At 68.6% G+C, this 25,972-nt stretch carries 17 protein-coding genes; 10 read left to right on the forward strand and 7 right to left on the reverse strand.

Annotation, left to right across the window (positions count from 1 at the left end):
• Positions 1 to 131: 131 nt before the first annotated feature.
• The 3 genes from ACN6LD_RS28130 to ACN6LD_RS28140 form a co-directional block, all read right to left on the reverse strand.
• Complete coding sequence (locus ACN6LD_RS28130; RefSeq protein ID WP_445044685.1) at positions 132 to 278, reverse strand: DUF6000 family protein; 147 nt, start codon at positions 276 to 278, stop codon at positions 132 to 134.
• 379 nt (positions 279 to 657) lie between these two features.
• On the reverse strand, positions 658 to 2,187 hold the full coding sequence (locus tag ACN6LD_RS28135) for a UDP-N-acetylglucosamine 1-carboxyvinyltransferase (protein WP_057575682.1): 1,530 nt from the start codon (positions 2,185 to 2,187) through the stop codon (positions 658 to 660).
• A 64-nt stretch (positions 2,188 to 2,251) separates the two neighbouring features.
• Positions 2,252 to 2,452, reverse strand: coding sequence for a DUF4236 domain-containing protein (locus ACN6LD_RS28140; protein WP_445044664.1), 201 nt, complete (start codon positions 2,450 to 2,452; stop codon positions 2,252 to 2,254).
• A gap of 567 nt (positions 2,453 to 3,019) precedes the next feature.
• On the opposite strand from ACN6LD_RS28140, the gene acnA reads away from it, so the two are divergent.
• The 4 genes from acnA (at position 3,020) to ACN6LD_RS28160 (ending at position 9,487) form a co-directional block, all read left to right on the forward strand.
• The gene (gene acnA / locus ACN6LD_RS28145) at positions 3,020 to 5,737 is read left to right on the forward strand and encodes an aconitate hydratase AcnA (protein WP_319187908.1); all 2,718 of its coding nucleotides are present in this window, start codon (positions 3,020 to 3,022) and stop codon (positions 5,735 to 5,737) included.
• 517 nt (positions 5,738 to 6,254) lie between these two features.
• On the forward strand, positions 6,255 to 6,833 hold the full coding sequence (locus ACN6LD_RS28150; protein ID WP_445044665.1) for a carboxymuconolactone decarboxylase family protein: 579 nt from the start codon (positions 6,255 to 6,257) through the stop codon (positions 6,831 to 6,833).
• Positions 6,830 to 7,690 carry an RNA polymerase sigma-70 factor gene (locus ACN6LD_RS28155; RefSeq protein ID WP_445044666.1) on the forward strand — a complete coding sequence of 287 codons (861 nt, stop codon included), beginning with the start codon at positions 6,830 to 6,832 and terminating at the stop codon, positions 7,688 to 7,690. Before ACN6LD_RS28150 ends, ACN6LD_RS28155 begins: the two co-directional genes overlap by 4 nt.
• 720 nt (positions 7,691 to 8,410) lie before the next feature.
• Positions 8,411 to 9,487, forward strand: a complete 1,077-nt coding sequence (locus ACN6LD_RS28160; RefSeq protein ID WP_445044667.1) for a lytic polysaccharide monooxygenase — start codon at positions 8,411 to 8,413, stop codon at positions 9,485 to 9,487.
• Positions 9,488 to 10,115: 628 nt separating this feature from the next.
• Here the strand turns inward: ACN6LD_RS28160 and ACN6LD_RS28165 are convergent.
• On the reverse strand, positions 10,116 to 11,108 hold the full coding sequence (locus ACN6LD_RS28165; RefSeq protein ID WP_445044668.1) for an acetylxylan esterase: 993 nt from the start codon (positions 11,106 to 11,108) through the stop codon (positions 10,116 to 10,118).
• Between the two features lie 278 nt (positions 11,109 to 11,386).
• On the opposite strand from ACN6LD_RS28165, the gene ACN6LD_RS28170 reads away from it, so the two are divergent.
• The 6 genes from ACN6LD_RS28170 to ACN6LD_RS28195 are packed head-to-tail and all read left to right on the forward strand — an operon-like array spanning position 11,387 to position 19,377.
• Positions 11,387 to 12,382 carry an ABC transporter permease gene (locus ACN6LD_RS28170; RefSeq protein ID WP_445044669.1) on the forward strand — a complete coding sequence of 332 codons (996 nt, stop codon included), beginning with the start codon at positions 11,387 to 11,389 and terminating at the stop codon, positions 12,380 to 12,382.
• The gene (locus ACN6LD_RS28175; RefSeq protein WP_445044670.1) at positions 12,379 to 13,293 is read left to right on the forward strand and encodes a carbohydrate ABC transporter permease; all 915 of its coding nucleotides are present in this window, start codon (positions 12,379 to 12,381) and stop codon (positions 13,291 to 13,293) included. Before ACN6LD_RS28170 ends, ACN6LD_RS28175 begins: the two co-directional genes overlap by 4 nt.
• 33 nt (positions 13,294 to 13,326) lie before the next feature.
• Positions 13,327 to 14,982 (forward strand): ABC transporter substrate-binding protein, encoded by a 1,656-nt coding sequence (locus ACN6LD_RS28180; RefSeq protein WP_319187921.1) that lies wholly within the window; start codon positions 13,327 to 13,329, stop codon positions 14,980 to 14,982.
• A complete protein-coding gene (locus ACN6LD_RS28185; RefSeq protein ID WP_445044671.1) occupies positions 14,979 to 16,628 on the forward strand; it encodes a GH39 family glycosyl hydrolase in 1,650 nt (549 codons plus the stop codon). Before ACN6LD_RS28180 ends, ACN6LD_RS28185 begins: the two co-directional genes overlap by 4 nt.
• On the forward strand, positions 16,625 to 17,335 hold the full coding sequence (locus tag ACN6LD_RS28190; protein ID WP_445044672.1) for a hypothetical protein: 711 nt from the start codon (positions 16,625 to 16,627) through the stop codon (positions 17,333 to 17,335). The genes ACN6LD_RS28185 and ACN6LD_RS28190 overlap by 4 nt, the downstream gene beginning before the upstream one ends.
• Positions 17,332 to 19,377, forward strand: coding sequence for a beta-galactosidase (locus tag ACN6LD_RS28195; protein WP_445044673.1), 2,046 nt, complete (start codon positions 17,332 to 17,334; stop codon positions 19,375 to 19,377). Before ACN6LD_RS28190 ends, ACN6LD_RS28195 begins: the two co-directional genes overlap by 4 nt.
• Here the strand turns inward: ACN6LD_RS28195 and ACN6LD_RS28200 are convergent.
• The 3 genes from ACN6LD_RS28200 to ACN6LD_RS28210 form a co-directional block, all read right to left on the reverse strand.
• On the reverse strand, positions 19,371 to 21,422 hold the full coding sequence (locus tag ACN6LD_RS28200) for an alpha-glucuronidase (RefSeq protein WP_445044674.1): 2,052 nt from the start codon (positions 21,420 to 21,422) through the stop codon (positions 19,371 to 19,373). The genes ACN6LD_RS28195 and ACN6LD_RS28200 overlap by 7 nt on opposite strands.
• Before the next feature lie 80 nt (positions 21,423 to 21,502).
• Entirely contained in the window at positions 21,503 to 22,027 is a 525-nt protein-coding gene (locus ACN6LD_RS28205) for a hypothetical protein (protein WP_445044675.1), read from the reverse strand.
• 107 nt (positions 22,028 to 22,134) lie between these two features.
• Positions 22,135 to 25,971 (reverse strand): GH92 family glycosyl hydrolase, encoded by a 3,837-nt coding sequence (locus tag ACN6LD_RS28210; RefSeq protein ID WP_445044676.1) that lies wholly within the window; start codon positions 25,969 to 25,971, stop codon positions 22,135 to 22,137.
• Position 25,972: the final 1 nt, after the last annotated feature.

A 25,972-nucleotide genomic window follows, 5' to 3' on the forward strand; every position in this document is an offset into this window, starting at 1 on the left:
CCGGAGAGCTACGCGGCCGGACTGCACCTGTGCGGTGCCATGCTCTGGCTCCGCAGCATCACACCGCACAGATGATCCGAACTTCAGACAGGACCTAGGGGCGTGCCCAGCCGTTGGTGAAGTCGGCTTGCTTATCGCCCATTGGCGCTGTTGATCAGGGGTGAAGCTCGGATCGCCCGTAGCTGTTCGAGCGCGTCGACCCAGCGCTCCCAGGGGCCGTCGGAGGTGGTGAAGCGGCTAGCGTGGTCGGTGGCGAGCTGGGCGTCGAGGCGTCGCAGCGCGTCTTTGCCCCAGGCCGACGACTGAAGGGCATTACCAAATCGGCAAGGGTCGCCTCCTCAGCACCGTGATGGTTACCGGGGTGGCTTGCCGGGTCTTCGACGTGGGTGCCGATGGTCGACCAGACGCGGTCGGCGTGACACGACCGACATCGGACGTTGCGAGGCCACTTCGGCGGCACCCCTCCGTGAAGGCTGACGGATACTCAGGCATCTCTGACGTGTCGTCAACCATTCAAGATCATCTTGCACGTGCGTTGCACAAGGTACTGAAAAACAACAGTGATCAATGGAGGGTCGTGAAGGCGAATATTCGCAGGTCAGCTGACATGTTGAGGTGTCGCGCCCCTTACCTTCAAGGGGCACGGCACCGCGCCGATCAGATGTCCCGGAAGATCTCGATCTGTGCGCCGATCGAGTTCAGCCGCTCGGCCAGATCCTCGTAACCGCGGTTGATGACGTACACGTTGCGCAGCACGGACGTGCCCTCCGCCGCCATCATCGCCAACAGGACGACCACCGCGGGGCGCAGGGCGGGGGGGCACATCATCTCGGCGGCGCGCCAGCGTGTCGGGCCCTCCACCAACACCCGGTGAGGGTCGAGGAGTTGCAGTCGCCCACCGAGCCGGTTGAGGTCCGTCAGGTAGATGGCGCGGTTGTCGTACACCCAGTCGTGGATGAGGGTCTTGCCCTGGGCGACGGCCGCGATGGCCGCGAAGAACGGCACGTTGTCGATGTTCAGGCCGGGGAACGGCATCGGGTGGATCTTGTCGATCGGCGCCTCCAGCTTGGAGGGCCGTACCGTGAGATCCACCAGCCGGGTGCGGCCGTTGTCCGCCGGGTACTCCGGCGTGCGGTCGTGATCGAGGCCCATCTCCTCCAGGACCGCCAGTTCGATCTCCAGGAACTCGATGGGCACCCGCCGCACCGTCAGCTCCGACTCCGTGACGACCGCGGCGGCCAGCAGGCTCATGGCCTCGACCGGGTCCTCGGACGGGGAGTAGTCCACGTCCACGTCGATGTTCGGCACGCCGTGCACGGTGAGCGTCGTGCTGCCGATGCCCTCGACCCGGACGCCGAGGGCCTCCAGGAAGAAACACAGGTCCTGCACCATGTAATTCGAGGAAGCGTTACGGATGACGGTTACCCCGTCGTACCGCGCGGCCGCCAGCAACGCGTTCTCGGTGACCGTGTCCCCGCGCTCGGTCAGCACGATCGGCCGGTCCGGGCGGACGGCGCGGTCGACGACGGCGTGGTACTGCCCTTCCGTCGCCGCGACGTCCAGCCCGAACCGGCGCAGGGCGATCATGTGCGGCTCGATGGTCCGGGTGCCGAGGTCGCAGCCGCCCGCGTAAGGCAGCTTGAAGTGGGTCATGCGGTGCAGCAGCGGACCGAGGAACATGATGATGGAGCGCGTGCGCACGGCGGCCTCGGCGTCGATCGCCGCCATGTCCAGCTCGGCCGGCGGCACGATCTCCAGGTCGACGCCGCCGTTGATCCAGCGCGTCCGTACGCCGATGGAGCTGAGCACCTCGAGCAGTCGGTAGACCTCCTCGATGCGGGCGACCCGACGCAGCACCGTGCGCCCCTGGTTGAGCAGCGAGGCGCACAGCAGAGCCACGCAGGCGTTCTTGCTGGTCTTCACGTCGATCGCACCGGACAGCCGCCGGCCGCCCACGACCCGCAGGTGCATCGGCCCCGCGTACCCCAGAGAGACGATCTCGCTGTCCAGGGCTTCACCGATTCGAGCGATCATCTCAAGGCTGATGTTCTGGTTGCCCCGCTCGATGCGGTTGACGGCACTCTGGCTGGTTGCGAGCGCCTCGGCCAGCTGCGCCTGTGTCCAGCCCCGGTGCTGCCGGGCGTCACGGATGAGCTTGCCGATGCGTACGAGGTAGTCGTCTGCCATGAGGCTGAGATTATCTCACATATGAGATGGCGCCTCTTGAGGGGGCCGTTCGGGTGACGTGTCGTCAATGCCGCCTGGCGCGACGCGTACGGCGCCATCCGAAAGGTCCGGGCAAATCCATCGATGTCGTACGACGGCCGGTGCTGCTGTGCGTCTGGCGCGGCCCGTGCCGGCCGCCGCCGGTGGTGATCGACCAGGAGTGCCGGTTGATGTTCAGTCGCACCCCGGGGAGGATGCGGAAACTCTTGCGGAAAGTGAGGGGCATCGAGCCTCCTTCGTCGCGAAGCGTCCGTTGGGCGACGTCTACCCCGGCTCGGCGGACCCATGGCCGGGGAGGCCGGCCGCCGATCGTTCAACGTGCCCACCGCGCACCCGAGATGCCCCCGAAGGTCTCCGCCGCCCCTGGTGGACGCCGCGCGGGGGCCGGTCGGATCAGGTGTCCGCGGCCGGCTGGGGAGCCGCCCGCAGCTGGGCGGGGCTCGCCGGCGAAGAGGAACGGGCGCGCCGCTTCCACGCCTTCCGCTCGGTGCGTGGCGGAGATCACGGACGGCGCGCGCGTCACCGGCGGCAGACTCGTGTCCCCCCGGCGGGAGCGGTCGGCGTGGCGGGTGGAGCGCGGAATGCCGCTCTCCCCTGCGGGGGCGGCGAGCCCGGGCATGACCATTCCGCGCCCATGTACTAGAGTTATCTCGACATCGAGATATCTGCCGAAGGCGCACCGCAGCCGCCACGCCAGTAAGGCTTGCCTAACTTAGCTTGCCCTGAGCTGATCGGCCAAGTCCGCGTGACGGCAGGATGCGGTGGTACGCGCACATCAATAAAGGAGACTGTCGTGTCGGCGAACAGCTTCGACGCCCGCAGCACGCTGCAGGTGGGCGACGAGTCGTACGAGATCTTCCGGCTGGACAAGGTGGAAGGCTCGGCTCGCCTTCCGTACAGCCTGAAGGTGCTGCTGGAGAACCTGCTCCGTACCGAGGACGGCGCGAACATCACCGCCGACCACATCCGTGCCCTCGGCGGCTGGGACTCGCAGGCCCAGCCGTCGCAGGAGATCCAGTTCACGCCGGCCCGCGTGATCATGCAGGACTTCACCGGCGTGCCCTGCGTCGTCGACCTCGCCACCATGCGTGAGGCCGTCAAGGAGCTCGGCGGCGACCCGGCCAAGGTCAACCCGCTCTCCCCGGCCGAGCTGGTCATCGACCACTCCGTGATCGCCGACAAGTTCGGCACCAACGACGCCTTCGCCCAGAACGTCGAGCTGGAGTACGGCCGCAACAAGGAGCGCTACCAGTTCCTGCGCTGGGGCCAGACCGCCTTCGACGACTTCAAGGTCGTCCCGCCCGGCACCGGCATCGTCCACCAGGTGAACATCGAGCACCTGGCCCGGACCGTCATGGTCCGAGGCGGACAGGCGTACCCCGACACCCTCGTCGGCACCGACTCGCACACCACCATGGTCAACGGCCTCGGCGTGCTGGGCTGGGGCGTCGGCGGCATCGAGGCCGAGGCCGCGATGCTCGGCCAGCCGGTCTCGATGCTCATCCCGCGCGTCGTCGGCTTCAAGCTCACCGGTGAGCTGCCCGCCGGCACCACCGCCACCGACCTCGTCCTCACGATCACCGAGATGCTGCGCAAGCACGGCGTCGTCGGCAAGTTCGTCGAGTTCTACGGCGAGGGCGTCGCCGCCACCTCCCTCGCGAACCGCGCCACCATCGGCAACATGTCGCCGGAGTTCGGTTCCACCGCCGCGATCTTCCCGATCGACGACGAGACCCTGAAGTACCTCAAGCTCACCGGCCGCTCGGAGCAGCAGGTCGCGCTCGTCGAGGCGTACGCCAAGGAGCAGGGCCTCTGGCTGGACCCGAAGGCCGAGCCCGACTTCTCCGAGAAGCTGGAACTCGACCTCTCGACGGTCGTCCCCTCGATCGCCGGCCCGAAGCGCCCGCAGGACCGCATCGTCCTCGCGAACGCCGCCGAGCAGTTCAAGACGGACGTACGCAACTACGTCGACTCCGCCGACGAGGCGGGCAAGGAGTCCTTCCCGGCCTCCGACGCCCCGGCCAACCACCCCAACGGCGCCCCGTCCGACCCGGTCACCGTGACGGCCGCCGACGGCTCGACCTACGAGATCGACCACGGCGCGGTGACGGTCGCGGCCATCACCTCCTGCACCAACACCTCCAACCCGTACGTCATGGTCGCCGCCGCGCTCGTCGCGAAGAAGGCCGTGGAGAAGGGCCTGACCCGCAAGCCGTGGGTCAAGACCACCCTCGCCCCGGGTTCGAAGGTCGTCACCGACTACTTCGACAAGGCGGGCCTCACCCCGTACCTCGACAAGGTCGGCTTCAACCTCGTCGGCTACGGCTGCACCACCTGCATCGGCAACTCCGGCCCGCTGCCGGAGGAGGTCTCCAAGGCCGTCAACGACCACGACCTCGCCGTCACCTCGGTCCTCTCCGGCAACCGGAACTTCGAGGGCCGCATCAACCCCGACGTCAAGATGAACTACCTGGCCTCCCCGCCGCTGGTCGTCGCGTACGCCCTCGCGGGTTCCATGAAGGTGGACATCACCAAGGACGCCCTGGGCATCGACCAGGACGGCAACCCGGTCTTCCTCAAGGACATCTGGCCCTCCGAGGCCGAGGTCAACGACGTCGTGGCGAATGCCATCGGCGAGGACATGTTCAACAAGTCCTACCAGGACGTCTTCGCGGGCGACGCCCAGTGGCAGGCGCTGCCGATCCCGACCGGCAACACCTTCGAGTGGGACGCCGAGTCGACCTACGTCCGCAAGCCCCCGTACTTCGAGGGCATGACGATGGAGACCACCCCGGTCTCCGACATCACCGGCGCGCGCGTGCTGGCCAAGCTGGGCGACTCGGTCACCACCGACCACATCTCCCCGGCCGGCGCCATCAAGGCCGACACCCCGGCCGGCAAGTACCTCACCGAGCACGGTGTGGAGCGTCGTGACTTCAACTCCTACGGCTCGCGCCGAGGCAACCACGAGGTCATGATCCGCGGCACGTTCGCCAACATCCGCCTGCGCAACCAGATCGCGCCGGGCACCGAGGGCGGCTACACCCGCGACTTCACCCAGGCCGACGGCCCGGTGTCGTTCATCTACGACGCCTCCCGCAACTACATCGAGCAGGGCGTGCCGCTGGCCATCCTGGCCGGCAAGGAGTACGGCTCGGGCTCGTCCCGTGACTGGGCCGCCAAGGGCACCGCACTGCTCGGCGTCAAGGCCGTCATCGCCGAGTCGTACGAGCGCATCCACCGCTCGAACCTCATCGGCATGGGCGTGCTCCCGCTGCAGTACCCGGAGGGCGCCTCCGCCGAGTCCCTCGGTCTGACCGGCGAGGAGACCTTCTCCTTCACCGGCGTCGAGGAGCTCAACAACGGCACCACGCCGCGTACGGTCAAGGTCACCACCGACACGGGCGTCGAGTTCGACGCGGTCGTCCGCATCGACACCCCCGGTGAGGCCGACTACTACCGCAATGGCGGCATCATGCAGTACGTGCTGCGCAGCCTGATCCGCAAGTAACAGGCGCGGTAAGCGGTTCGGCAAGCTGATCCGTAAGTAACAGGCGCGGTAAGCGGTTCGGCAAGCTGATCCGTAAGTAACAGGCGCGGTAAGCGGTTCGGCAAGCTGATCCGCATGTAACAGGCGCGGTAAGCGGTTCGGCAAGCTGATCCGTAAGCAACAGGCGCGGTAAGCGGTTCGGCAAGCTGATCCGTCAGAGCAGGTACAGCAAGCGGTTCGGCAACAGAAACAGCCGATGAAACGCGTGCGAAGTGCTGATCAAGGGCCGCACCCCCGGTGACGGGGGTGCGGCCCTTCGCCGTGTTCGTCCGCCCGGAGTCACCACCGACTCCTTGTTGCGACACACGGTTTCTTCAGCGCCGCCGTCATGCAGACGGGCCGGCCTGCGGGGCCCCGAGCCGGTGCCACGCGGACCCTCGTGGGGACTCGCCGGTGTGGCGCTGGGTGTCACACGCGTGGGCCGGGCGGTGTCTTCATGCCGGAACTCCCCACAGGGACCCGAACAAGGAGAGGCATCATGACACTGCGCCTGCCGAAGGCCGAGCTTCCCGCCGAGCTCAAGGAGAACATGATCGAGCAGCTGGGCGCCGTGCCCGAGAACGTCGAGGTGCTGTGGCACAGCCCCCGGGTGGCACAGGACAACCTGGAGTTCGGTGCGAAGGCGGGGGCCTGGGAGGCGGTCGAGCCCGGCCTGAAATCGTTCGCGCACATGGCTGTCGCGTCGCAGGTCGGCTGCAGCTGGTGCCTGGACGTCGGCTATTTCCAGGCGCAGAACGAGAACCTCGATCTGGCCAAGGCGAGCCAGGTGCCGCGCTGGCGGGAGGCGGACGCGTTCACGGCGTTGGAGCGCGACGTCATGGAGTATGCCGAGGCGGTGACGAACACGCCGCCGACCGTCACCGACGAGCAGTACGCCGCCCTTCTCGAGCGGCTCGGGACGGAGGCGATGGTGGAGCTCACCGCGTTCGTCGCCTACATCAACCTGGCGACCAGGGCGAATGTGGCGAACGGGGTCACCTCGCAGGGCTTCTCCGACGCCTGCGAGATCCCGTTGGCCAAGCGCCCGGCGACGTCCCGCGCAAGGTCCACGGCATGACCGCGGACCCGTTCGTCGTCCACCGCAGCCTGCTGTTCACCGTCGCCTACGAGATGCTCGGCTCCGCGGCCGACGCGGAGGACGTGCTGCAGGAGACCTGGCTGCGGTGGGCCGGCGTCGAGCGGTCACGGATCCGCGATCCGCGGGCGTACCTCGTGCAGGCCGTCACCCGACAGGCGCTCAACCGCATGCGCAGCCTCGCACGCCGTCGCGAGGACTATGTGGGCGAGTGGTTGCCGGAACCCCTGCTGACCCACCCCGACGTGGCCGACGACGTGGAACTCGCGGAAAACGTCTCCATTGCGATGCTGACGGTTCTGGAGACGCTCGGACCGGTGGAACGCGCGGTGTTCGTGCTCCGCGAGGTCTTCGACATGCCGTACGACGAGGTTGCCGAAGCAGTGGGGAAGACTCCCGCCGCGGTCCGGCAGGTTGCCCGGCGGGCCCGGTACCACATCGCCGCTCGGCAGCCCCGCGTCAAGGTGAGCCGTTCGGAGCACACGGCCGTGGTGGACCGTTTCGTCGCAGCGCTGCACACCGGCCGGGTCCAGGACCTCTTGGAGATCATGGCACCGGACGTGGTCCTCATCGCCGACGGGGGCGGCATCGCGGCCGCCGCTCAAGCCCCCGTCCACGGAGCCGAACTCGTGGCGACGATGCTCGCCGCCACCGACCGGGCGGCCTTCGACACCACGATGGTATGTCTCAACGGAGCCCCCGCGATCCGGATCGCGTCCGGCACCCTGGAGGCCACGGTCAGCTTCGTGATCGAGAACGGGCGCGTCACCCGCATCTACGCGACATCCAACCCGCACAAACTGACACGACTCGACGAGCCGGTCGATCTCATGAGGTAGGCAGCTGCAAGCCCGAGCGCTCCGGGAATGTCACACCCGGAGCGCTTGCGAGCGGACAATGCCCGTCGAGGAACCACCCTTGCCGCGACCGTCGCGCCTGGGGGAAGCGCTTGGAGCGGCAGCCACGGTCAGTGGGGTCAGCAACCGCTTCCACAAGCGCGGACGCATACGCGCAGACGTTCCTGCGGGCCACTTCGGCGGAGAAGCCGGATCTCTGTGCTACCAGCGTCTTGTGACCACGGCGTCGGGCCAGTGATCGAGACGCCCGGTACCTCGCTCAGGGCGGAGGCCGGCACCTGCGAGAGGACGGTCGGGGGGCCAGGCCTGACCCTGATGCAAGGGTTGGCCCTTTGACTTCGGATCGCGACTCGGATCACCTACTTCTCGGACACGCGCCACGCGCCGGCTCGATCCGCAAAATTTCTGCGTATGCGCGAAACGCTGTGCGGACCGTTTACAAGTGGGCCTCGCGGCGCTATCTTCCGCCACAGGTGGAGTGGGAGCGCTCCCATAGTGTTCGCGTCCGGCAGACCGGAACCTGCCGGACCGGGCCGGGGCGCTCCCGCTTCGCGCAGCCGACATACCAGGACGGCGTCGCGTCCAACCCGCAATGTCCTGTAACCCCTGTCGAACCGCGTTACCCGTCCCCGCATCCGCAGTGCACCCCATGCATGCACAGTCCGTACACGGAAGGCGGACTCATTGAGCATGAAAACTGTCATGATCACGTCAATCTCGAAGTCGCGCGCAAGTTCACGCTTACGCACCCGAGCCCTCCTCCTCGTCCTCCTGGCCCTGTTGGCCACGGTTCCCGCACTCGGTCTGATCGTGACCGCCGGCGGCGAGGCCCAGGCTCATGGAACCCCCATGAAACCCGCCAGCCGCACTTTCCTGTGCTGGCAGGACGCGCTGACCAACACCGGTGAGATCAAGCCCGTCAATCCGGCCTGTAAGAACGCGCAACAGGTAAGCGGTACCACACCGTTCTACAACTGGTTCTCCGTGCTGCGTTCCGATGGAGCGGGCCGCACCCGCGGCTTCGTACCGGACGGTCAGTTGTGCAGCGGCGGCAACACCAACTTCACCGGGTTCAACGCCGCCCGAAACGACTGGCCGCTCACTCACCTCACGTCGGGTGCGACCGTCGACTTCTCCTACAACGCCTGGGCGGCGCACCCGGGTTGGTTCTACGTCTACGTCACCAAGGACGGCTTCGACCCGACCCGCACGCTCGGCTGGAACGACATCGAGGACCGGCCCTTCCTCTCCGTCGACCACCCGCCCCTCCACGGAAGCCCCGGCACGGTCGAGGCCAACTACTCCTGGACCGGTCAGCTCCCGGCCAACAAGTCCGGCCGCCACATCATCTACATGGTGTGGCAGCGTTCCGACAGTGCCGAGACTTTCTACTCCTGCTCCGACGTCGTCTTCGACGGCGGTAACGGTGAAGTGACCGGAATCCACGAACCGGGCAACCCCAGCGAGCCGGTTCCCGGCACCTGCACTGCGTCCCGCAGAACCACCAACAGCTGGAACGGCGGCTACCAGTCGGAGGTGATCGTCACGAACTCGGGTGACGTCCCGATGCTCGGCTGGATGGTCGACTGGACGCTGCCCGGCGGCCAGTCGGTGGTGAGCCTCTGGAGCGGCAACGCGACCTACAACGGGCAGGCGGTGATGGTCCACAACGCGGACTGGAACGGTTCGTTGAATCCGGGCCAGAGCGCGACGTTCGGGTACGTGGTCTCAGGCGCGGGAGGTGACAGCGCCACGAGCCTTCCCTGCAGAGTCGGTTGAGCGACAACAGCTCTGAGGGGGGCCGCTCCTGACGGGCTGCTCCGAGCGAAGCCGGTGGGCTGGTGAGCCGCGCCCACCGGCTCCGACACCGTGGGCGGGACTGCCCACGGTGTCGGCCGCGCAGCTCGACGAGGTCGTGACGGTTCGGACGGGCAGGGCGGGCCGATTCCGGGGTTCCGCATCGACTCCGCGGAGCGGCTGCTCGACACCCGGCCCAATGGCCGGTGGCAAGCGCACCTTGCCGCGCGCCTCGGCCGGCGAGCTGTGTCCGCACCCGGCACGGGCGTGGGCACGGGCACGGGCGCGCGCATGGGCGTGGGCACGAGCACGGTGAGCGTGCCTGAAAGGACCCGGCACCGGCGACAGGAAGAGTCTCCCGAGGCTGCCCATGTTCACAGTGCCTGTGCATCCGGCCATGCATCCGGCCACGGCCATGCATCCGGCCACGGCCGCCCGGGCGGCCGTGGCGCACAGGCTGACCGGCCGCTGTCTCCGGAGCTGTTCGCTCCGAGGCGACGTGGCACACGGGCAACGTAGTCGTCGTACGGGCGGCGGGCGGACGGAGCTCGGCCGTACGGTGAACGAGCCGGTGCATCTGCTTCGGCCGGGCGCCGAGCGCGGACGCCGATCAGCTGGGCAACTGGGAATCCATCCAGTCGAGTTGTCGTCGCACCTGCTCCGCCTCACCCCCTTCGTGTCCGTTGAACGGATAGGCGTGGATCTCCTTGCGTGGATGCCCGCCGGCGCTCAGTTCGCCGTACCGGTTGAACGCCGCGTACACCCCGCTCGGTGGGCAGACCGTGTCGCGCAGGCCCGTGCCGAAATGGGCGGGGGCCTGCGCGCGGCGGGCGAAGGACACGCCCTCCACGTACGAAAGGGTTCGGTAAGCGGTTTCCTCGCTGCCTCGACGGACGGAGAGGTAGGCGGCGATCTCGCCGTACGGTCCCGCGTCGGTGAGCTCCAGCGACCGCCGGATCCCGCACAGGAACGGCGCCGTGACCAGGACGGCCGTCAGATCATGGACCAGGCCCGCGACTGCCAGGGCCAGTCCGCCGCCCTGACTGTTTCCGACGGCGGCCGTGCGCACGGGGTCGACGCCGGGCAGTGACCGTACTGCCGTCACTGCGCGCACCGCATCCGTGATCAGGCGTCGGTAGTGGTAGTCCGGCGGGGAGAGAAGTCCGCGGACGGCCGGCCCGGGGCCGCCGGGCACGACGGTGTGCGGGTCGGGGGTGTCACCCCCGCTGCCGTACTGGTCGCCCTGACCGCGGTTGTCCATCAACAGATGTGCGTAGCCCGCGTTCACCCAGGTCAGACGCTCATGAGGGAGACCGCGTCCGCGTCCGTAGCCGACGTACTCGACGACTGCGGGCAACGGTTCGCGCGCGCCGGCCGGGAGGCTGAACCAGGCCCGGATCGGATCGCCCGCGTAACCCCGGAACGTCACGTCCCAGGTCCGGGTCAGTCGCAGACCGGTTTCGACAGCCCGTACCGACACCAGTGGGTCCCGCTGCGCGGCTTCCTTCCGGGCGACAGCCCAGTACGCGTCGAAGTCGGCGGGCTCGTCGGGTTCGGGTCGGTGGCTTTCCAGATCCCGTAACGGCAGGTCGAACGCAGGCACGAGGGCTCCTCACAGGGGCGGGCCAACGATTGTTGCGCTGGTCATCCAGAAATTTGCGAAGCACGGTAGCACTCGCAGCGCTGCTCACTCACGGGATCTACCCCGGCCTGCAGGGGATTCAACGCCACAGGAGGTCCCACCATCCCGCCGTGCAGCACCCATTGACAGCGCTTTCCGGGACCCCGTACGTTTCCGCAGAGTTACCGGTAAGGGCACGAAAGTTTCGAGATCCCGCGTTGAGATCCGAGTGTTTCGAGAACGCCCCGGGAGGCCCGAGCATGAGCACCTCCACCACATCGGCCCCACCCCCCGACACCCAGGACCCCGGCCCCACGGGCAAGGCCCTGAACCGCTCCCCGCGTCCCACTGCGCGCCGCGGCTGGCGGAGGGCTTGGCGCCGGGACTGGCAGCTGTACTCGCTGGCCGTCCTGCCTCTGCTGTTCTTCGTGGTCTTCCGCTACCTGCCGATGGTCGGCAACGTGATCGCCTTCCGACGCTTCGAGCCGGGCGGCTCGATCCTGGGGGAGCACTGGGTGGGGCTGCGGTATGTGCGGATGTTTCTGACCGACCCCACCTTCTGGCAGGTCTTCCGCAACACGCTGTGGCTCGGAGGGCTGACGCTGCTGTTCTGTTTCCCCCTGCCGCTCGTGCTGGCGCTGCTGCTCAACGAGGTGCGCCGGCGTTCCCTGCGACGGTTCGTGCAATCGGTTTCGTACCTTCCGCACTTCCTGTCGATGGTGATCGTCGCGGGCATCACCCTGCAGATGCTGGCCACGGACGGTCCGGTCAACCATGCGCTGGGCCTGCTCGGCCACGATCCGGTGCGCTTCATCCAGGAGCCGGGCTGGTTCCGTACGGTCTACGTCGGTTCGGAGATCTGGCAGACCGCCGGCTGGGGCACGATCCTCTACCTCGCCGCGCTCACCACGATCGACGAGGACCTCTACGAGGCCGCCCGCATCGACGGCGCGAGCCGCTGGCGGCAGATCTGGCACGTCACGCTGCCCGGAATCCGTCCCACCATGATCACGCTGCTGATCCTCAACATCGGCACGTTCATGGCGGTCGGATTCGAGAAGGTCCTGCTGCTGTACAACCCCCTGACCTATCCGACGGCCGACGTGGTCTCCACCTACCTCTACCGCGCCGGCGTCGAGTCCAACAGTTTCAGTTACGCCGCCGCGATCGGCCTGTTCGAAGCGGTCATCGGCCTTGTCCTGATCACGAGCGCGAACCAACTGTCGCGCCGCACCGTGGGGACGAGCCTGTGGTGAGCCTCCTGACGCCTCGTGCCCCGCGTCCGCGCACGTCCGTCAACCAGCCGACGCGCGGTTACCGCGTGTTCCAAGGCGTCAACGGAGTGATTCTCACCCTCGTCGTCCTGGTGACCCTGTACCCCTTCGTCAACATCATCGCCCGGTCCTTCAGCGGCGAAGGGCAGATCCGGGCCGGCGAAGTGGCCTTGTGGCCGAAGGGGTTCAACCTCACCACATACAGAATCGTGTTCCAGGACTCGATGTTCTGGCGAAACTACGGCAACACCGTTTTCTACACGCTCGTCTCCACGGTCCTCGCCATGGTTCTGACCACGTGCTACGCCTACGTCCTGTCGAAGCCCGACCTCAAGGGGCGCGGGCTGCTCGTCGGTGTCGCCGTGTTCACCATGTTCTTCACCGGCGGGCTGATCCCCAACTACGTCCTGGTCACCAGCCTCGGCCTGAAGAACTCCGTCTGGGCCATCGCCCTGCCGAACGCGATCAGCGTTTTCAACCTGCTGGTGATGAAGGCCTTCTTCGAGAGCCTTCCGACCGAACTCGAGGAAGCAGCCGAGATCGACGGACTGAGCACATACGGAATTCTGCTCAGGATCGTGTTGCCGCTGTCCAAGGCCGTCATCGCGACGATGGTCCTCTTCTACTCGGTGTCCTTCTGGAACTCGTGGTTCTCGGCCTACCTCTACATGGACCGCACCGAGCTCATGCCGGTCACCGTCTATCTGCGCAACCTCATCGCGGGGGCCACCACGGGGGGAAACGCCGGTGCCGCCACGGAACAGCTGAGCCAGGTCGGGGCGAACATCCAGGCGGTCACGATCGTGCTGACCTCCCTGCCGATCCTCTGCGTATACCCGTTCGTCCAGCGCTTCTTCGTCTCGGGCGTGATGCTCGGCGCGGTCAAGGGCTGAGATCCGTACCTCCTACGGAACAAAGGAGCACCCGTGAAGAACGCCGGTCAGTTGTCCCGACGCCAAGTCCTCGCGGCCGCGGCCCTCGTCGGCCTCGCCTCTCTCACCGGCTGCGGGAGCGGCGACGAAGGCGAGGACGGCAAGGACCTCGCCAAGAAACAGAACGGAGCGATGAAGGAGTACCGCGCCGGCGAGCAGTTCAAAGCGTCGAAACCGCTGTCGTTCTCTCTTCTGCACAACAACAACCCGGTCTATCCGATGAAGGACGGCTGGCTGTTCTGGACCGAACTGACCCGGCGCACCGGCGTCACCCTGAAGCCGATCGCCGTCCCGCTGAGCGATTACGAGAAGAAACGCAGCGTCCTCATCGGCGCAGGGGACGCGCCGTTCCTGATCCCGAAGACGTACCACCCCTCGGAGGTCGCCTTCGTCTCGTCGGGTGCGATTCTCCCGGTCAGCGAGTACACGCATCTCATGCCCAACTTCCGTGACAAGGTCAGAAAGTGGAAGCTGGAGCCGGAACTCGACTCCATCCGGCAGTCCGACGGCAAGTACTACCTCCTTCCCGGCCTGCACGAGAAGGTCAAGTCCGGTTACTCGCTGTCGCTGCGCACCGACGTCCTGGGCAAGCTGGGACTGAACCTGCCCACCACCTGGGACGAGGTGTACGAGGTCTTCAAGGCGATCAGGGCCGAGTACCCCGACCGGTACCCCTTCTCCGACCGGTGGAGCACCAACACCCCGTTCCCCGCCGCAGCGCTGTGCAGCTACCTCGGTCAGTCCTTCGGTGTGCGGGCGGGCTGGACGTACGACAACATCAGCTTCGACGCCGAGAAGGACGCATTCGTCTTCACCGGTGCGACGGACGGCTACCGCCAGATGGTCGAGTACCTGAGGAAACTGGTTGCCGAGAAGCTGCTGGACCCGGAGAGCTTCACCCAGACCGACGATGACGCGGTGCAGAAGATGCTGGGTCAGAAGTCCTTCGCGATCAGTGCCAACCCTCAGGAGCTGGTCCAGAACTACCGCTACAACCTGGAGAAACAGGTCAGGGGGGCGAAGATCGAGATGATCCCGGTTCCGCTGGGCCCGGCGGGACCGGTGGTGCTGGGCGGAGCCCGGCTGGAGAACGGTCTCATGATCTCCACCAAGGCCCTCAAGAGCGACACCTTTGTCGCGATGATGCAGTTCGTCGACTGGTTGTGGTACTCGGACGAGGGGCAGCGGTTCGCCAAATGGGGTGTGCAGGGCTCCACCTACACCCTCTCCGACGGGCAGTACCGGCCTGGGCCCGGCATCAGCCTCATGGGCTCGGACCCGGACGCACCGAAGGACCTGCAGAAGGACTACGGCTTCTTCAACGGAGTGTTCACCTACGGCGGAAGCTGGGCGCTCGTCTCGTCCTCCTTCAGCCCGGACGAGAAGAAGTTCCAGGACGCGATGTCACAACGCGAGCAACTGCCCGTCGGGCCGGCTCACCCGCTGCAGTCCGTGGAGCAGGAGCAGGCCTCCCTCTGGGACACGCCGCTGAGGGACCACGTCACCCAGAGCACGCTCAAGTTCGCCCTCGGCAAGCGCCCGATGTCCGAATGGGGCGACTTCGTCAGCGAGCTCAAAGGCAAGAACATGGACCGCCTCGTCGGGCTGCACAACAAGGCGCGCGAGCGGTTCTCGAAGGAGAAGGCGTGATCCGCGTGCCCGAGGAGCCCGTGGGCCGGCACACCGATGCCTGGCGGCACTGTGTCGGCACCGGCCGCGTCGAACTCGCCCTGCGCCGCGACTACCAGGACTCCCTCGCTCTGATACAGCGCGACATCGGTTTCCGGTACATCCGCGGCCACGGCCTGCTCAGTGACGGGATGGGCGTGCACCGGCCGTACGACCACGAGGGCGCACGGCGCGTCCACCATGCCTTCACCTACGTCGACCAGGTCGTCGACGCCTATCTGCAGGCCGGTCTGCGTCCCTTCGTCGAACTCGGTTTCATGCCGCAGGACCTGGCCTCCGGACCGCAGACGGTCTTCTGGTGGCGCGGCAACGTCACCCCGCCCCGCTCGTACCGCGAGTGGGCGGACCTGGTGCGGGCGGTCGTCGTTCATCTCGTGGACCGATACGGCATCGAGGAGGTCCGCACCTGGCCGATCGAGGTGTGGAACGAGCCCAATCTGCCCGACTTCTGGCAGGGCGCGGACGAGAAGGCCTACCACCGCCTCTACGAGGTGACCGCGCACACCGTGAAGGAGGTCGACGCCGGTCTCCAGGTCGGCGGTCCGGCGATCTCCCCGGGCGCCGACGACTGGCTGGAACGGTTTGCGGAGTTCGTCGAACACCGTGAGGCCCCCGTCGACTTCGTCTCGAAGCACGCCTACAGCTCCGGGCCCGCCCAGCACGTCCCCTTCGGCGTCCATCAGACACTGGCTCCGGCGTCCGACCTGCTCGCTCAGTTCGCCACGCCGCGCGAACGCCTCGAAGGCACCCGGCTGGCCGACCTGCCCGTGCACATCACCGAGTTCAACTCCTCCTACCGCCCCGACAACCTGATCCACGACACGGCGTTCCACGCCGCCTACCTGGCCCCCGTCCTCGCGCACGGCGGTGACGTGGCGGACTCCTTCTCGTACTGGACCTTCAGTGACATGTTCGAGGAGGCCGGCGTTCCCACAGCCCTGTTCCACGGCGGCTTCGGACTGCTCACCCACCGTCAGGTCAGAAAGCCCACGTACCACTTGTACGTGTTCATGGCCCGCACGGGTTCCGACCTGCTCGCCCGCGGAGACGACCACCTGGTCACCCGGCATCCCGACGGTCGGATCACGCTCCTGGCCTGGGCGCCCGTCGACGCGACCGGCGAGACCGCGGGCCCCGATCGCCATGAACTGCGTCTGTCCCTCCCGGTCGCGACCCGAAGGACCTCCGGGACAGGAGGGTTCCTCTGGGGCGACGAAGCCGACGAAGCCGAAGGGTCCCGGGGGAACCTGGAAACCCGGAGAAACGGCGAGCGCAGGGCCCAAGCCACTGATGGGGGCCAGGAGGCCGGAGAGGTTCAGGAGGTCTTCGTCCGCCGTTCCAGCGTCGACGAGGAACGCGGAAACGCTTACACCACCTGGCGGCACCTGGGCAGTCCGTGTTCACCCACGCACGCACAACTGGACGTCCTGCACCAGGCGTCCGAGCCCGCGCGCAGCCACGGCAGGCTGCCCGTGCGTCAGGGCCGGGCCGAGCTGGACCTCGTCCTGGCCCGCCACGAGATCACCCTCGTCGAACTCACTCCCGTCGTCGACGAGGCGCCGCCCTGGTGGGACGAACGCCGTCTGCTCGGCCGGACGGCCCCATGAGTGCCACAAGTCCCACAAGTCGCACGAGCACGGTGAGCACCACGGGCTTCGGAACCGGCCCCCTCTCCCGTGCCGCCGCCCTGCTGCACACCCTCCTCGTGGTCGAGGCCCTGTTCCTCGCAGCGGCCGCCCCCGGGTTCGTCGGTCTGCTGCTCCTGGGGCCCGACCCGGCCAACCTGCCTCTCGCCGCTGTCTGCCTGCTGCCCCTCGGCCCGGCCGCCTCCGCGGCGCTCTACGCGCTGCACCACCGCAGCAGCGACCTCACCGACCTCCACCCGGCCCGCGTCTACCTGCGAGGATGGAGTCTCAACGCGCTGCCGGCGCTGCGGATCGAGGCGCCCCTGCTGGCCTGGCTCACGGTGATCGTCTTCACGCTCACCCATTTCACCGCCACCGGACTGCCCGGCTGGTGGGCGGTACTGCTCGGGGCCGTCGGCGTGGCCTCGCTCCTGTGGGGGGCCCACGCGCTCGTCCTCACCTCGTTGTTCACGTTCCGCGCCCGCGACACCGCCCGCCTCGCCGCGTACTTCCTGCTGCGGCGGGGGAGCGCCACCGCGGCCGCGGCCTCCCTGCTCGTCCTGACGGGCGGCCTGACCGCGCTGTTCACGGAGGCTCTGCCCGCACTTCTGGCCGCCCCGCTGCTGCTCTCCCTGCTGCGGTCCAGCCGACCGGTGATCGCCGAGACCCAGGAGGACTTCACCGCATGACCGCGCTCCGCGCCGGAGACGACGGCCGACTCCCGTACACCGTAAGAATCCCGTACGGCGGGGACTACAACCCTGAGCAATGGCCGCAGGAGATCCAGGTCGAGGACCACCGTCTGTTCACGCTGGCCGGCATCGACACCCTCACCGTCGGGGTGTTCAGCTGGTCGCTGACACAAACCGCCGAAAGCGATTACGACTTCACGATCCTGGACCGTGTCCTCGACCGCGCCGCCGCCGAGGGCCGCCAGGTCTGTCTGGGCACCGGGACGGCCGCTCTCCCGCCCTGGCTTGCGAAGAAGTACCCGGAGGTCAACCGCACCGACTTCGAAGGCCGCCGGCACCGCTACGGTCAGCGGCACAACTTCTGCCCCAGCTCGACCGCATACCGAAGGCTGTCCACAGCTCTGGCCGGCCGTCTCGCCGAACGGTACGCCGCACACCCGGCCTTGCTCGCCTGGCACATCAACAACGAGTACGGAGGCGCTTGTTACTGCGAGCGGTGCGCCGACGCGTTCCGTGACTGGCTGCGCGCCCGGCACGGCACGCTCGACGCCCTCAACGACGCCTGGTGGACCGCGTTCTGGTCCCACCGCTTCACCGACTGGGACGAGATCGAGCCCCCGAGCGCACTCACCGAGCACTGGCGCGGCTCCGATCACACGGCCTTCCAGGGCATCACCCTCGACTACATGCGCTTCATGACCGACGCCCTGCTCGGCTGCTTCACCGCCGAGAAGGAGGCCATCCGCGCGCACGACCCGGACACACCGGTCACGACCAACCTCATGGGCGCCTACCGCCCTCTCGACTACCACCGCTGGGCGCCCCACCTGGACTTCGCCTCCTGGGACAACTACCCGCCCCTGGACGCCCCGCCCACCCGTCCGGCGCTGGGCCACGACCTGATGCGTGGTCTCAAGGGCGGCGCGCCCTTCTGGCTGATGGAGCAGACACCGTCGACCACGGCCTGCCGTGACGTCAACCCCTTGCGCCGTCCCGGCGAACTCCGCCTCGCCACCTGGCAGGCCATCGCCCACGGCGCGGACGCCGCCCTCTATTTCCAGATGCGCGCCGCACGAGGAGCGAGCGAGAAGTACCACGGCGCGGTCATCGGCCACGCGGGCCGCGACGACACCCGGGTGTTCCGGGAGGTGGCCGCACTCGGGGAGGAGCTGCGCGCACTGGGCCCCCGCACACTCGGGGCCCGGACCCACGCCCGCACCGCCCTGCTGTTCGACTGGGACAGCTGGTGGGCTCTGGAGATCTCCGACGGACCCTCCAGACTCGTCCGCTACACCGACGTCGTACACGCTTACTACCAGGCGGCGCGCGAAGCCGGCGCCGACGTGGACGTCGTGCCCGTGACCGCGGACCTCGCGCGGTACGACGTGGTCATCGCCCCGGTGCTGCACCTCGTCGGGGCGGATCTCGCATCCCGGCTCGAGGAGGTGGCCGGGCGCGGCGGAACCGTGCTCGCCACCTTCCTCACCGCCCGCTCCGACGTCCACGACCGGGCCTTCCTCACCGACGTCCCCGGCCCGCTGGCCCCGCTCCTGGGCATCCGCGTGGACGAGTGGGACGCACGGCCCGAGAACGCAGAGAACCCGGTGCGGTTCACCGCGGTCACCGCACGGGCCCGCCTGGTCTTCGAGATCGTCCGGTTGTGCGGCGCCGAGGCGGTGGCCCGCTACGAGACCGACTTCTACGCCGGAACCCCGGCGGTGACCCGCAATCGTCACGGTGCCGGCCAGGCCTGGTACGTGGCGACGGCCCTCGACCAGCCCGGAGTCGACCACGTCGTCCGCAGTGTCCTCGCCCGCCACGACCTGATCGGCCCCCACGCAGGCCACCGCAGTGTGGAGACCGCCACCCGAGTCACCCCGGACGGCGTCCGCCTCCTCTTCCTGCTCAACCACGGCGCCCAGCCGGCCCGCCTCACCGCGCACGCCGCGGGCACCGACCTCCTCACCGGCGAGTGGCACGACCAGGGCGCGGCGCTGGTGCTGGACCCGCGAGGCGTGGCCGTCCTGCGGCTTCAGTAGATCGTGCGACCCCGCTCGTCGGGGACCCCGGACTTCCGCAGGAAGTAACTGTTCACCTGGTCGCGCCACTCCCGTGCGCAGCGCACCTGTTCCTCGTACCGCTCCGCCGCCCGCGCATGGCGCGCCGGTTCGACCAGGTCCGCGAGGCCCGCCCACACCCGGCGGGCCTCCTCGGCCTCCTCCACACCCTCGAAATGCGCGTCGTAGATGTGTTGCACAACCGTCTTCCCGCTCTTCAGCACATGCCCGTACGGCACATGGTGGAAGAACAGCAGCAACTCGTCCGGACAGGAGTCGGGCGACTCGTACAGCTCGGCCCACGGCTCGGCGTACTGCGCCGCGTACCCGGTGCCGGTGGAGGCGCTCCGGTCGACGCCGATCCCGTCCCGGTCCGCGAAGTGGTACGTCCCCCAGGGGCTGTACTCGTAGCCGTCGACGCCCGGCCCGTAGTGATGCCCGGGCTGCACCATGAAGCCCACACCCAGCGGCGCGGTGTACTTCTCGTACGTCCGCCACGAGCCGTGCAGCACCGTTCGCAGCCCGTCGACCAGGCGCTCGGCGGCGGACGGGAAGGTCAGCGCGATCCATTCGTCCAGGATCCGGCGCGGATCGGCGTCCGGTTGCCAGGCCAGCCGGCCGAAGGTGTAGAGGTTCGCCTGCGCCAGCGGATGCCCGGTCCAGAACGGATCGTCCCCCACGTTGGACACGGCGACCATGCCGCCCCGCGCCAACTCACCCACTGACGAACCGTGTTCGCCCTCGGGCCGGAACCGCAGCACCTCGCTCCACATCGGCCCGAGCCAGCACACGTGCCGCTGCTGTCCGGTGTACTCCTGCGTGGCCTGCACCTCGACGGCGACCTGTGTGCGGGGCAGCGCGCCGAGCACCGGAGAGACCGGCTCGCGTACCTGGAAGTCCATCGGCCCGTGCTTCACCTGGAGCACTGCGTTGTCCGCGAACTCCCCGTCCAGCGCGGCGAAGTGGTCGTACGCGGCACGCGCCCGGTCCGAGGAGCGGTCCCGCCAGTCCTGCCGGTGGTCGTACACGAACGCCCGCCAGTGCACGGTGCCGCCGTGCGGCGCGAGCGCCGCGGCCAGCATGTTCGCGCCGTCCGCGTGCGAGCGGCCGTAGGTGAACGGGCCCGGCTGCCCCTCGGAGTCGGCCTTCACCACGAACCCGCCGAAGTCCGGGACCGCCGCGTACACCCGGCGCGTCGCCTCCGCCCACCACTCGCGCACCGACTCGTCCAGCGGATCGGCGCAGGTCTGCCCCCCGAGCAGGACCGGCGAGGCGAAGTTCACCGACAGATGAGTCCGGATGCCGTAGGGGCGCAACGCGTCGGCGATGCGCGCGACTTCACCGACGCGGTCGGTGAGCAGGTGCGCCTCGGCCTCGTGCACGTTGACGTTGTTGACCGACAAGGCGTTGATCCCACAGGCGGCGAGCAGCCTGCCGTACCCCCGGACGCGCTCCAGGTCCGCAACGGCCAGCCCGTCCTCCCAGAACAGCGAACCGCCCGCGTACCCGCGCTCCACCTGGCCCATGACCGGGTGCACGGACACATTGTCCCAGTGGTCCAGCATGCGCAGTCGCGTCGCGGGGCGATGCGCCTCGGGCGTGCGCTCACCCCGGAAGGCGTCCTCACCGAGCCGTACGGCGTGGAACAGCCCGTACAGCAGGCCCCGTTGACCCGACGCCGTGACCGTGGTCGTACCGCCGGCCCGCTCGAGGACGAATCCCTCCTCGCCCAGGTCTTCGAGGAGGGCGGGGTCCGTGTGCCGGTCGGCGCCCCCGTCGCGGGCCACACGCAGCACGAGATCGTAGGCGCCGTCCGAGAGCCCCGTGACACCCCGCGCGCCCCCCGTGCCGCGTACGACCGCACCGCCGTGGAGGGCGCATCCCCGGGTCACCTCACCGTGCACCGTCTCCACCAGCGGCCCCGAGCCGTCCACCAGCGTTCGGCGGGTTCCCAAGGGACGCAGCGCCTCCCACGGCAGCCAGGCGGGGTCGACCCCGACCGGCAGAACAGGCACGGTGATCGTCATGGTTTCTCCGACCTGCGCAGGCACGCCCGGAATCTCCCCTGAAACGGTTCCGGACGCGTTTCCAGGGCCCCGAACGAGCTTTAGGCGATGGCTGCTCCGGAGCCACGGGCGGCGCCGATGAGGTCCGTGAGCCCGGCGTCGTCGTACACCGAAATGTCGACGTAAGCGCCTTCGGGCAGATCGAAGTCCTCCACCTCGTAGTCGAGCACCGCGGAGGTCCCGGGCGGGCTGAACGTGCCCAGAGCGTGCGTCGTTCCCCCGAAGGTGTAGCTGACGCGGACGTAGTACGTGTCACCGTCGTTGGCGGTGTCGTACACCCACAGCTTCTCGTCGTTCGGGTGGAACTCCACCTTGCCGACGAACGCTCCCGAGTCGGTCAGCTCCATCTTCACCGCGTAGCCGCCCGCGTCGTTCGCGAAGTACGTGTCGTCGAACGGGTCCGTGAGGTTGCCGCCGCTGCAGGGGCAGGCGTCGGTGTCGTAGTAGTACGCGCGGTACGTCGGATTCGGGCTGTACGCCTGAGCCGGGGCCGCTGTCGCGAACAGGGCCCCCGCTCCCAGCACCGCTCCCGCCAGCAGTCCCGTGCACCGCTTGACGAAGTCCATCGTCGCCTGCCCCTCCATGAAGGAACGCCCGCCGCCCGCGGGCGGCCCGTCCACCGCGGAACACGGATGAAGCCCGGCACGGTGGGCGATCGCTGTCGGTCACCACATCATGACAGCAACTCCACCTCGGACAGGTGCACTTGACTCACTGTGCCTCCCTTTCCCCCGGTGTCCGCCCCGTTCCCTGCGCCGTCGAGGACCAGCCGGTAGGACGTGTACGTCCCCGGCCGGGCGACGGTGAACGCGCGGGTCTGACGGTCCCAGCGGAAGGTCTCCCCGGACCGTCGGTCCAGATCGGTCCACGTCACCGCGTCGGTGGAGCCCTGGAGGGTCCAGCTCCCGGGGGCCTGGGCGTGGTCGGCGGACGTCAGGGTGTACTGCTCCGCCTCGGCGCCGGAGGCGACCGGCAGAGCGAGCGTGCCCGGCACGGTCGCCTGCGTCGCCGAGGTGTCGTCGAAGAGCGCGCCTTCGCCCTTCAGCACGTCCGTGCGAGGCGTCGGCGTGCTGTCGTCCCGGGTGATCGAGACGGGACCCGCGTTCTCACCGGATCCCCACGCCGAGGGCCGCGGCCCCATGGCGAACTCCAGAACCCCGCCCCTGGCGAGCAGCGCGTGGGGCAGCGAAGTCGACGACCACGGACGTCCGTCGACCTTCAGGCCCTGCACATAGACGTTCTTCGCGCTGTTCCCGGGCGCCCCGACCACCAGGTCCCGGCCGTTCTCCAGGTGCACGGTCGCCTTCGTGAACAGGGGCGAACCGACGGCGTACTCGCCGCTGCCCATCACCAGCGGGTAGAAACCGAGCGCGGAGAACAGGTACCAGGCCGACTGCTCGCCGTTGTCCTCGTCACCGAGGTAGCCCTGCCCGATCGAGCTGCCGGTGTAGAGCCGCGCGAGTACCTCGCGGGCCTTCGCCTGGGTCTTCCAGGGCTGCCCAGCCGCGTCGTACATGTAGATCGCGTGGTGCGCGACCTGGTTGGAGTGCCCGTACATGCCCATCCGCACGTCCCGCGCCTCCGTCATCTCGTGGATGACTCCGCCGTACGATCCCGAAAACTCGGGGGAAGCGGTTTCCGGTGTGGCGAAGTAGGAGTCGAGCTTCTTCGCCAGACCGTCGCGGCCGCCGTACAGGTTCGCCAGGCCCCGGCTGTCCTGAGGGGCGGTGAAGGCGTAGCCCCAGCCGTTGGTCTCGGTGTAGTCGTAGCCCCAGATCCGGGGGTCGTAGCTCCCCGACGCCACCCGCCAGGCGCCCTTGTCGTCCTTGCCCTGGAAGAAGCCGGCCTTCGGGTCGAAGAGGTGCGCGTAACCCTGCGCGCGGTTGAGGAAGTACGCGGACTCCTCCTGGTAGCGCCGTTCTCCGGTCCGCCGGTACAGGGCTTGCCCCATGCGGGCGATGCCGTAGTCGTTGAGGTAGCCCTCGAGCGACCAGGACAGGCCCTCGTGGGTGGCCGTGCTCGTGTACCCGAGGAAGGGGGAGGTCGCCATGCCCTTGCGGCCCACCCCGGAGGCGGGCGGCACGACCGTCGCGTTCTTGACGGCGGCCTCGTACGCGGCCTTCGCGTCGAATCCGACACCCTTGACATAGGCGTCCGCGAAGGCGACGTCCGACGAGGTGCCGGTCATCAGGTCGGCGTACCCGGGGGAGGACCAGCGAGAGGTCCAGCCGCCGTCCTTGTACTGCTGCACGAAGCCGTCGGTCAGCACGCCCGCCTGGGCGGGGGTGAGGAGCGCGTACGCGGGCCAGCTGGTCCGGTAGGTGTCCCAGAAACCGTTGTTGACGTACACCTTGCCGTCCACGATCTTCGCCCCGGTGTGGGTCGGGGTGTCCGGTCCCGGCATCGGAGAGAAGGGGGACGCGTACCGGTAGGCCGAGCCGACCCTCTCGAAACCGGAGTTGGGGTACAGGTACAGCCGGTAGAGGTTGGAGTAGAGCGTGGTCAGCTGGTCCTGACTCGCGCCCTCCACCTCGACCGTGCCGAGCAGCCTGTCCCACTGCTGCCGGGCCCGCGCCTTCACCGTGTCGAAAGCGGTGTCCTCCGGGATTTCCCGGCGGAGGTTGTCACGGGCCTGGTCGACGCTGATCAGGGAGGTCGCCAGCCGTAGGGTGACGGTGCGGTCGGCACCCGCGTCGAAGCGCAGGTAACCCTTTACCCCGCTGGACGAACCCTCGATCACGGGCGCGTCGAACGCGCCGTACACGAAGAGCCGGGTCGCGCCCGCCGACAGGCCCGACTTGACGTCCGAGTAACCGGTGACGACACCGGCTGCCGCGTCGAGGGTCAGGCCGGCCTGGTCGGTGACGTTGTCGAAGACGACGCTCGCGTCCGAGCCGGGGTAGGTGAACCGCAGCGCGGCTGCATGGTCGGTCGGGGCCATCTCGGCCGTGAGACCGTTCTGGAAACGCACTCCGTAGTAGTACGGGCGGGCCGTTTCGTCGGAGTGGCGGAACGCCAGGGCCCGAGCGGTGCGTCCGGTGTCCGGGACGCCGGCCGCGGCGGACGGCATCACCTGGAAGGTCTGACGGTCGCCCATCCACGGACTCGGCTCGTGGCTCGCGCTGAACGCCTGGATCGTCGGCAGGTTGTCCGCGTTGTTGGCCCGCGCGTAGTCGTACAGCCAGCCCAGTGAGGACGCGTTCGTCACCGGCGTCCAGAAGTTGAAGCCATGGGGTACGGCCGTCGCGGGAAACGTGTTTCCGCGGGAGAAGCCGCTGCTGGAGTTCGTGCCGCGCGTCGTCACCGCGTAGTCCGAGAGGTGCGCTTTCCTCGTTTCCGGCGCGGTCGTGCGCAGCGCGATGTCGTCCACCCAGCCCCGGAACCGCGCCGGCCCGCCGGGGGAGTCGTAGGCGACGAGGATCCGGTCGACCGTCCTGCCTGCCGCCACGGCCCCGATCCCGGACGTCACGTCGTTCCACTGGTTGACGTACAGCACCTTCGCCGCGCCCTGGCCGCGAGGCGACAGCGGGAATCCGTGCTGGTCGCTCGCCCCGAGCCCGCTCAGATACGTTCCGTCCGTGAAGACCAGGTCCACCGAGACGTTCGTGGCGGCGTAGTCGCGGTCGCCGTCCGCCATCGACGGGAAGATCCGGTACGAGAGCCGGGTACGCGTGCCGACCCGCACGTTGACGTCGAAGACCTTGTTGTAGGAGTAAGCCCGGCCCGAGGCGGTGTGCCGGCCCGCGTAGCGCAGCGCCCGCCGCCCGGTGAAACCGGCGCCGGCCTTCGCGGTCGGTGAGCCGCCGGGACCCCGGTCGACGACCGTGAGCATGTCCGGCGGAACGGGTCCGTCACCGCCCCCCGTGCCGAGTCGGACGTCTGCGAGCTGCAGGATCGCCGCGCCGTGGTTCCCGGTGACGTCCAGCCGGAAGTGGCGGTGAGCAGCCGGGGCGGTCAGAGCGAACGAGCGGGTCTGCAACCGCTGTGAGAACGCTTCCCCGGTGCGGGTGTCGAGGGGCGTCCACTCGGCGCCGTCCGCGGAGCCGGAGAGGGTCCAGTCGGCGGGGTCGCGTTCGGCTGCGTCGTTCGCCGAGGTGAGGGCGTAGGCGCTGACGGACGCGGGTTCGTCGAGGTCGAACTCGACCCATCCGGTGGCCGCGAAGGCCAGCCACTTGGTGCCGGCCTCGCCGTCGAGGAGGTTCTCCTTCACCTCGCCGCCGGCGGTGTTCTCGGCGCTCGCCCGGACGTCCGTGACCCGGTCGGTCACGTCGCCCGGGAGCCCGCCGCCGTATCCGCCGTCCACCCCCGAAGCGCGCCTGTCGCCGCCGGGCGTGGAATCGACGGCGCTTCGCCAGTCGGGGGCGGGTTCTCCCGTCTCGAAGGACGAGGCGAACTCCCGGCCGGGGAGCGGGGCGGGGGGCGGCAGCGCCGTCGCCGTCCCCGGTGCGCCGACCGCCACGACCACCGCGGCCGTGACCACTGCCGTCCGTAACCGCCTCAACCGCTGCATG

It is taken from the genome of Streptomyces sp. SAS_272, from assembly GCF_052543235.1.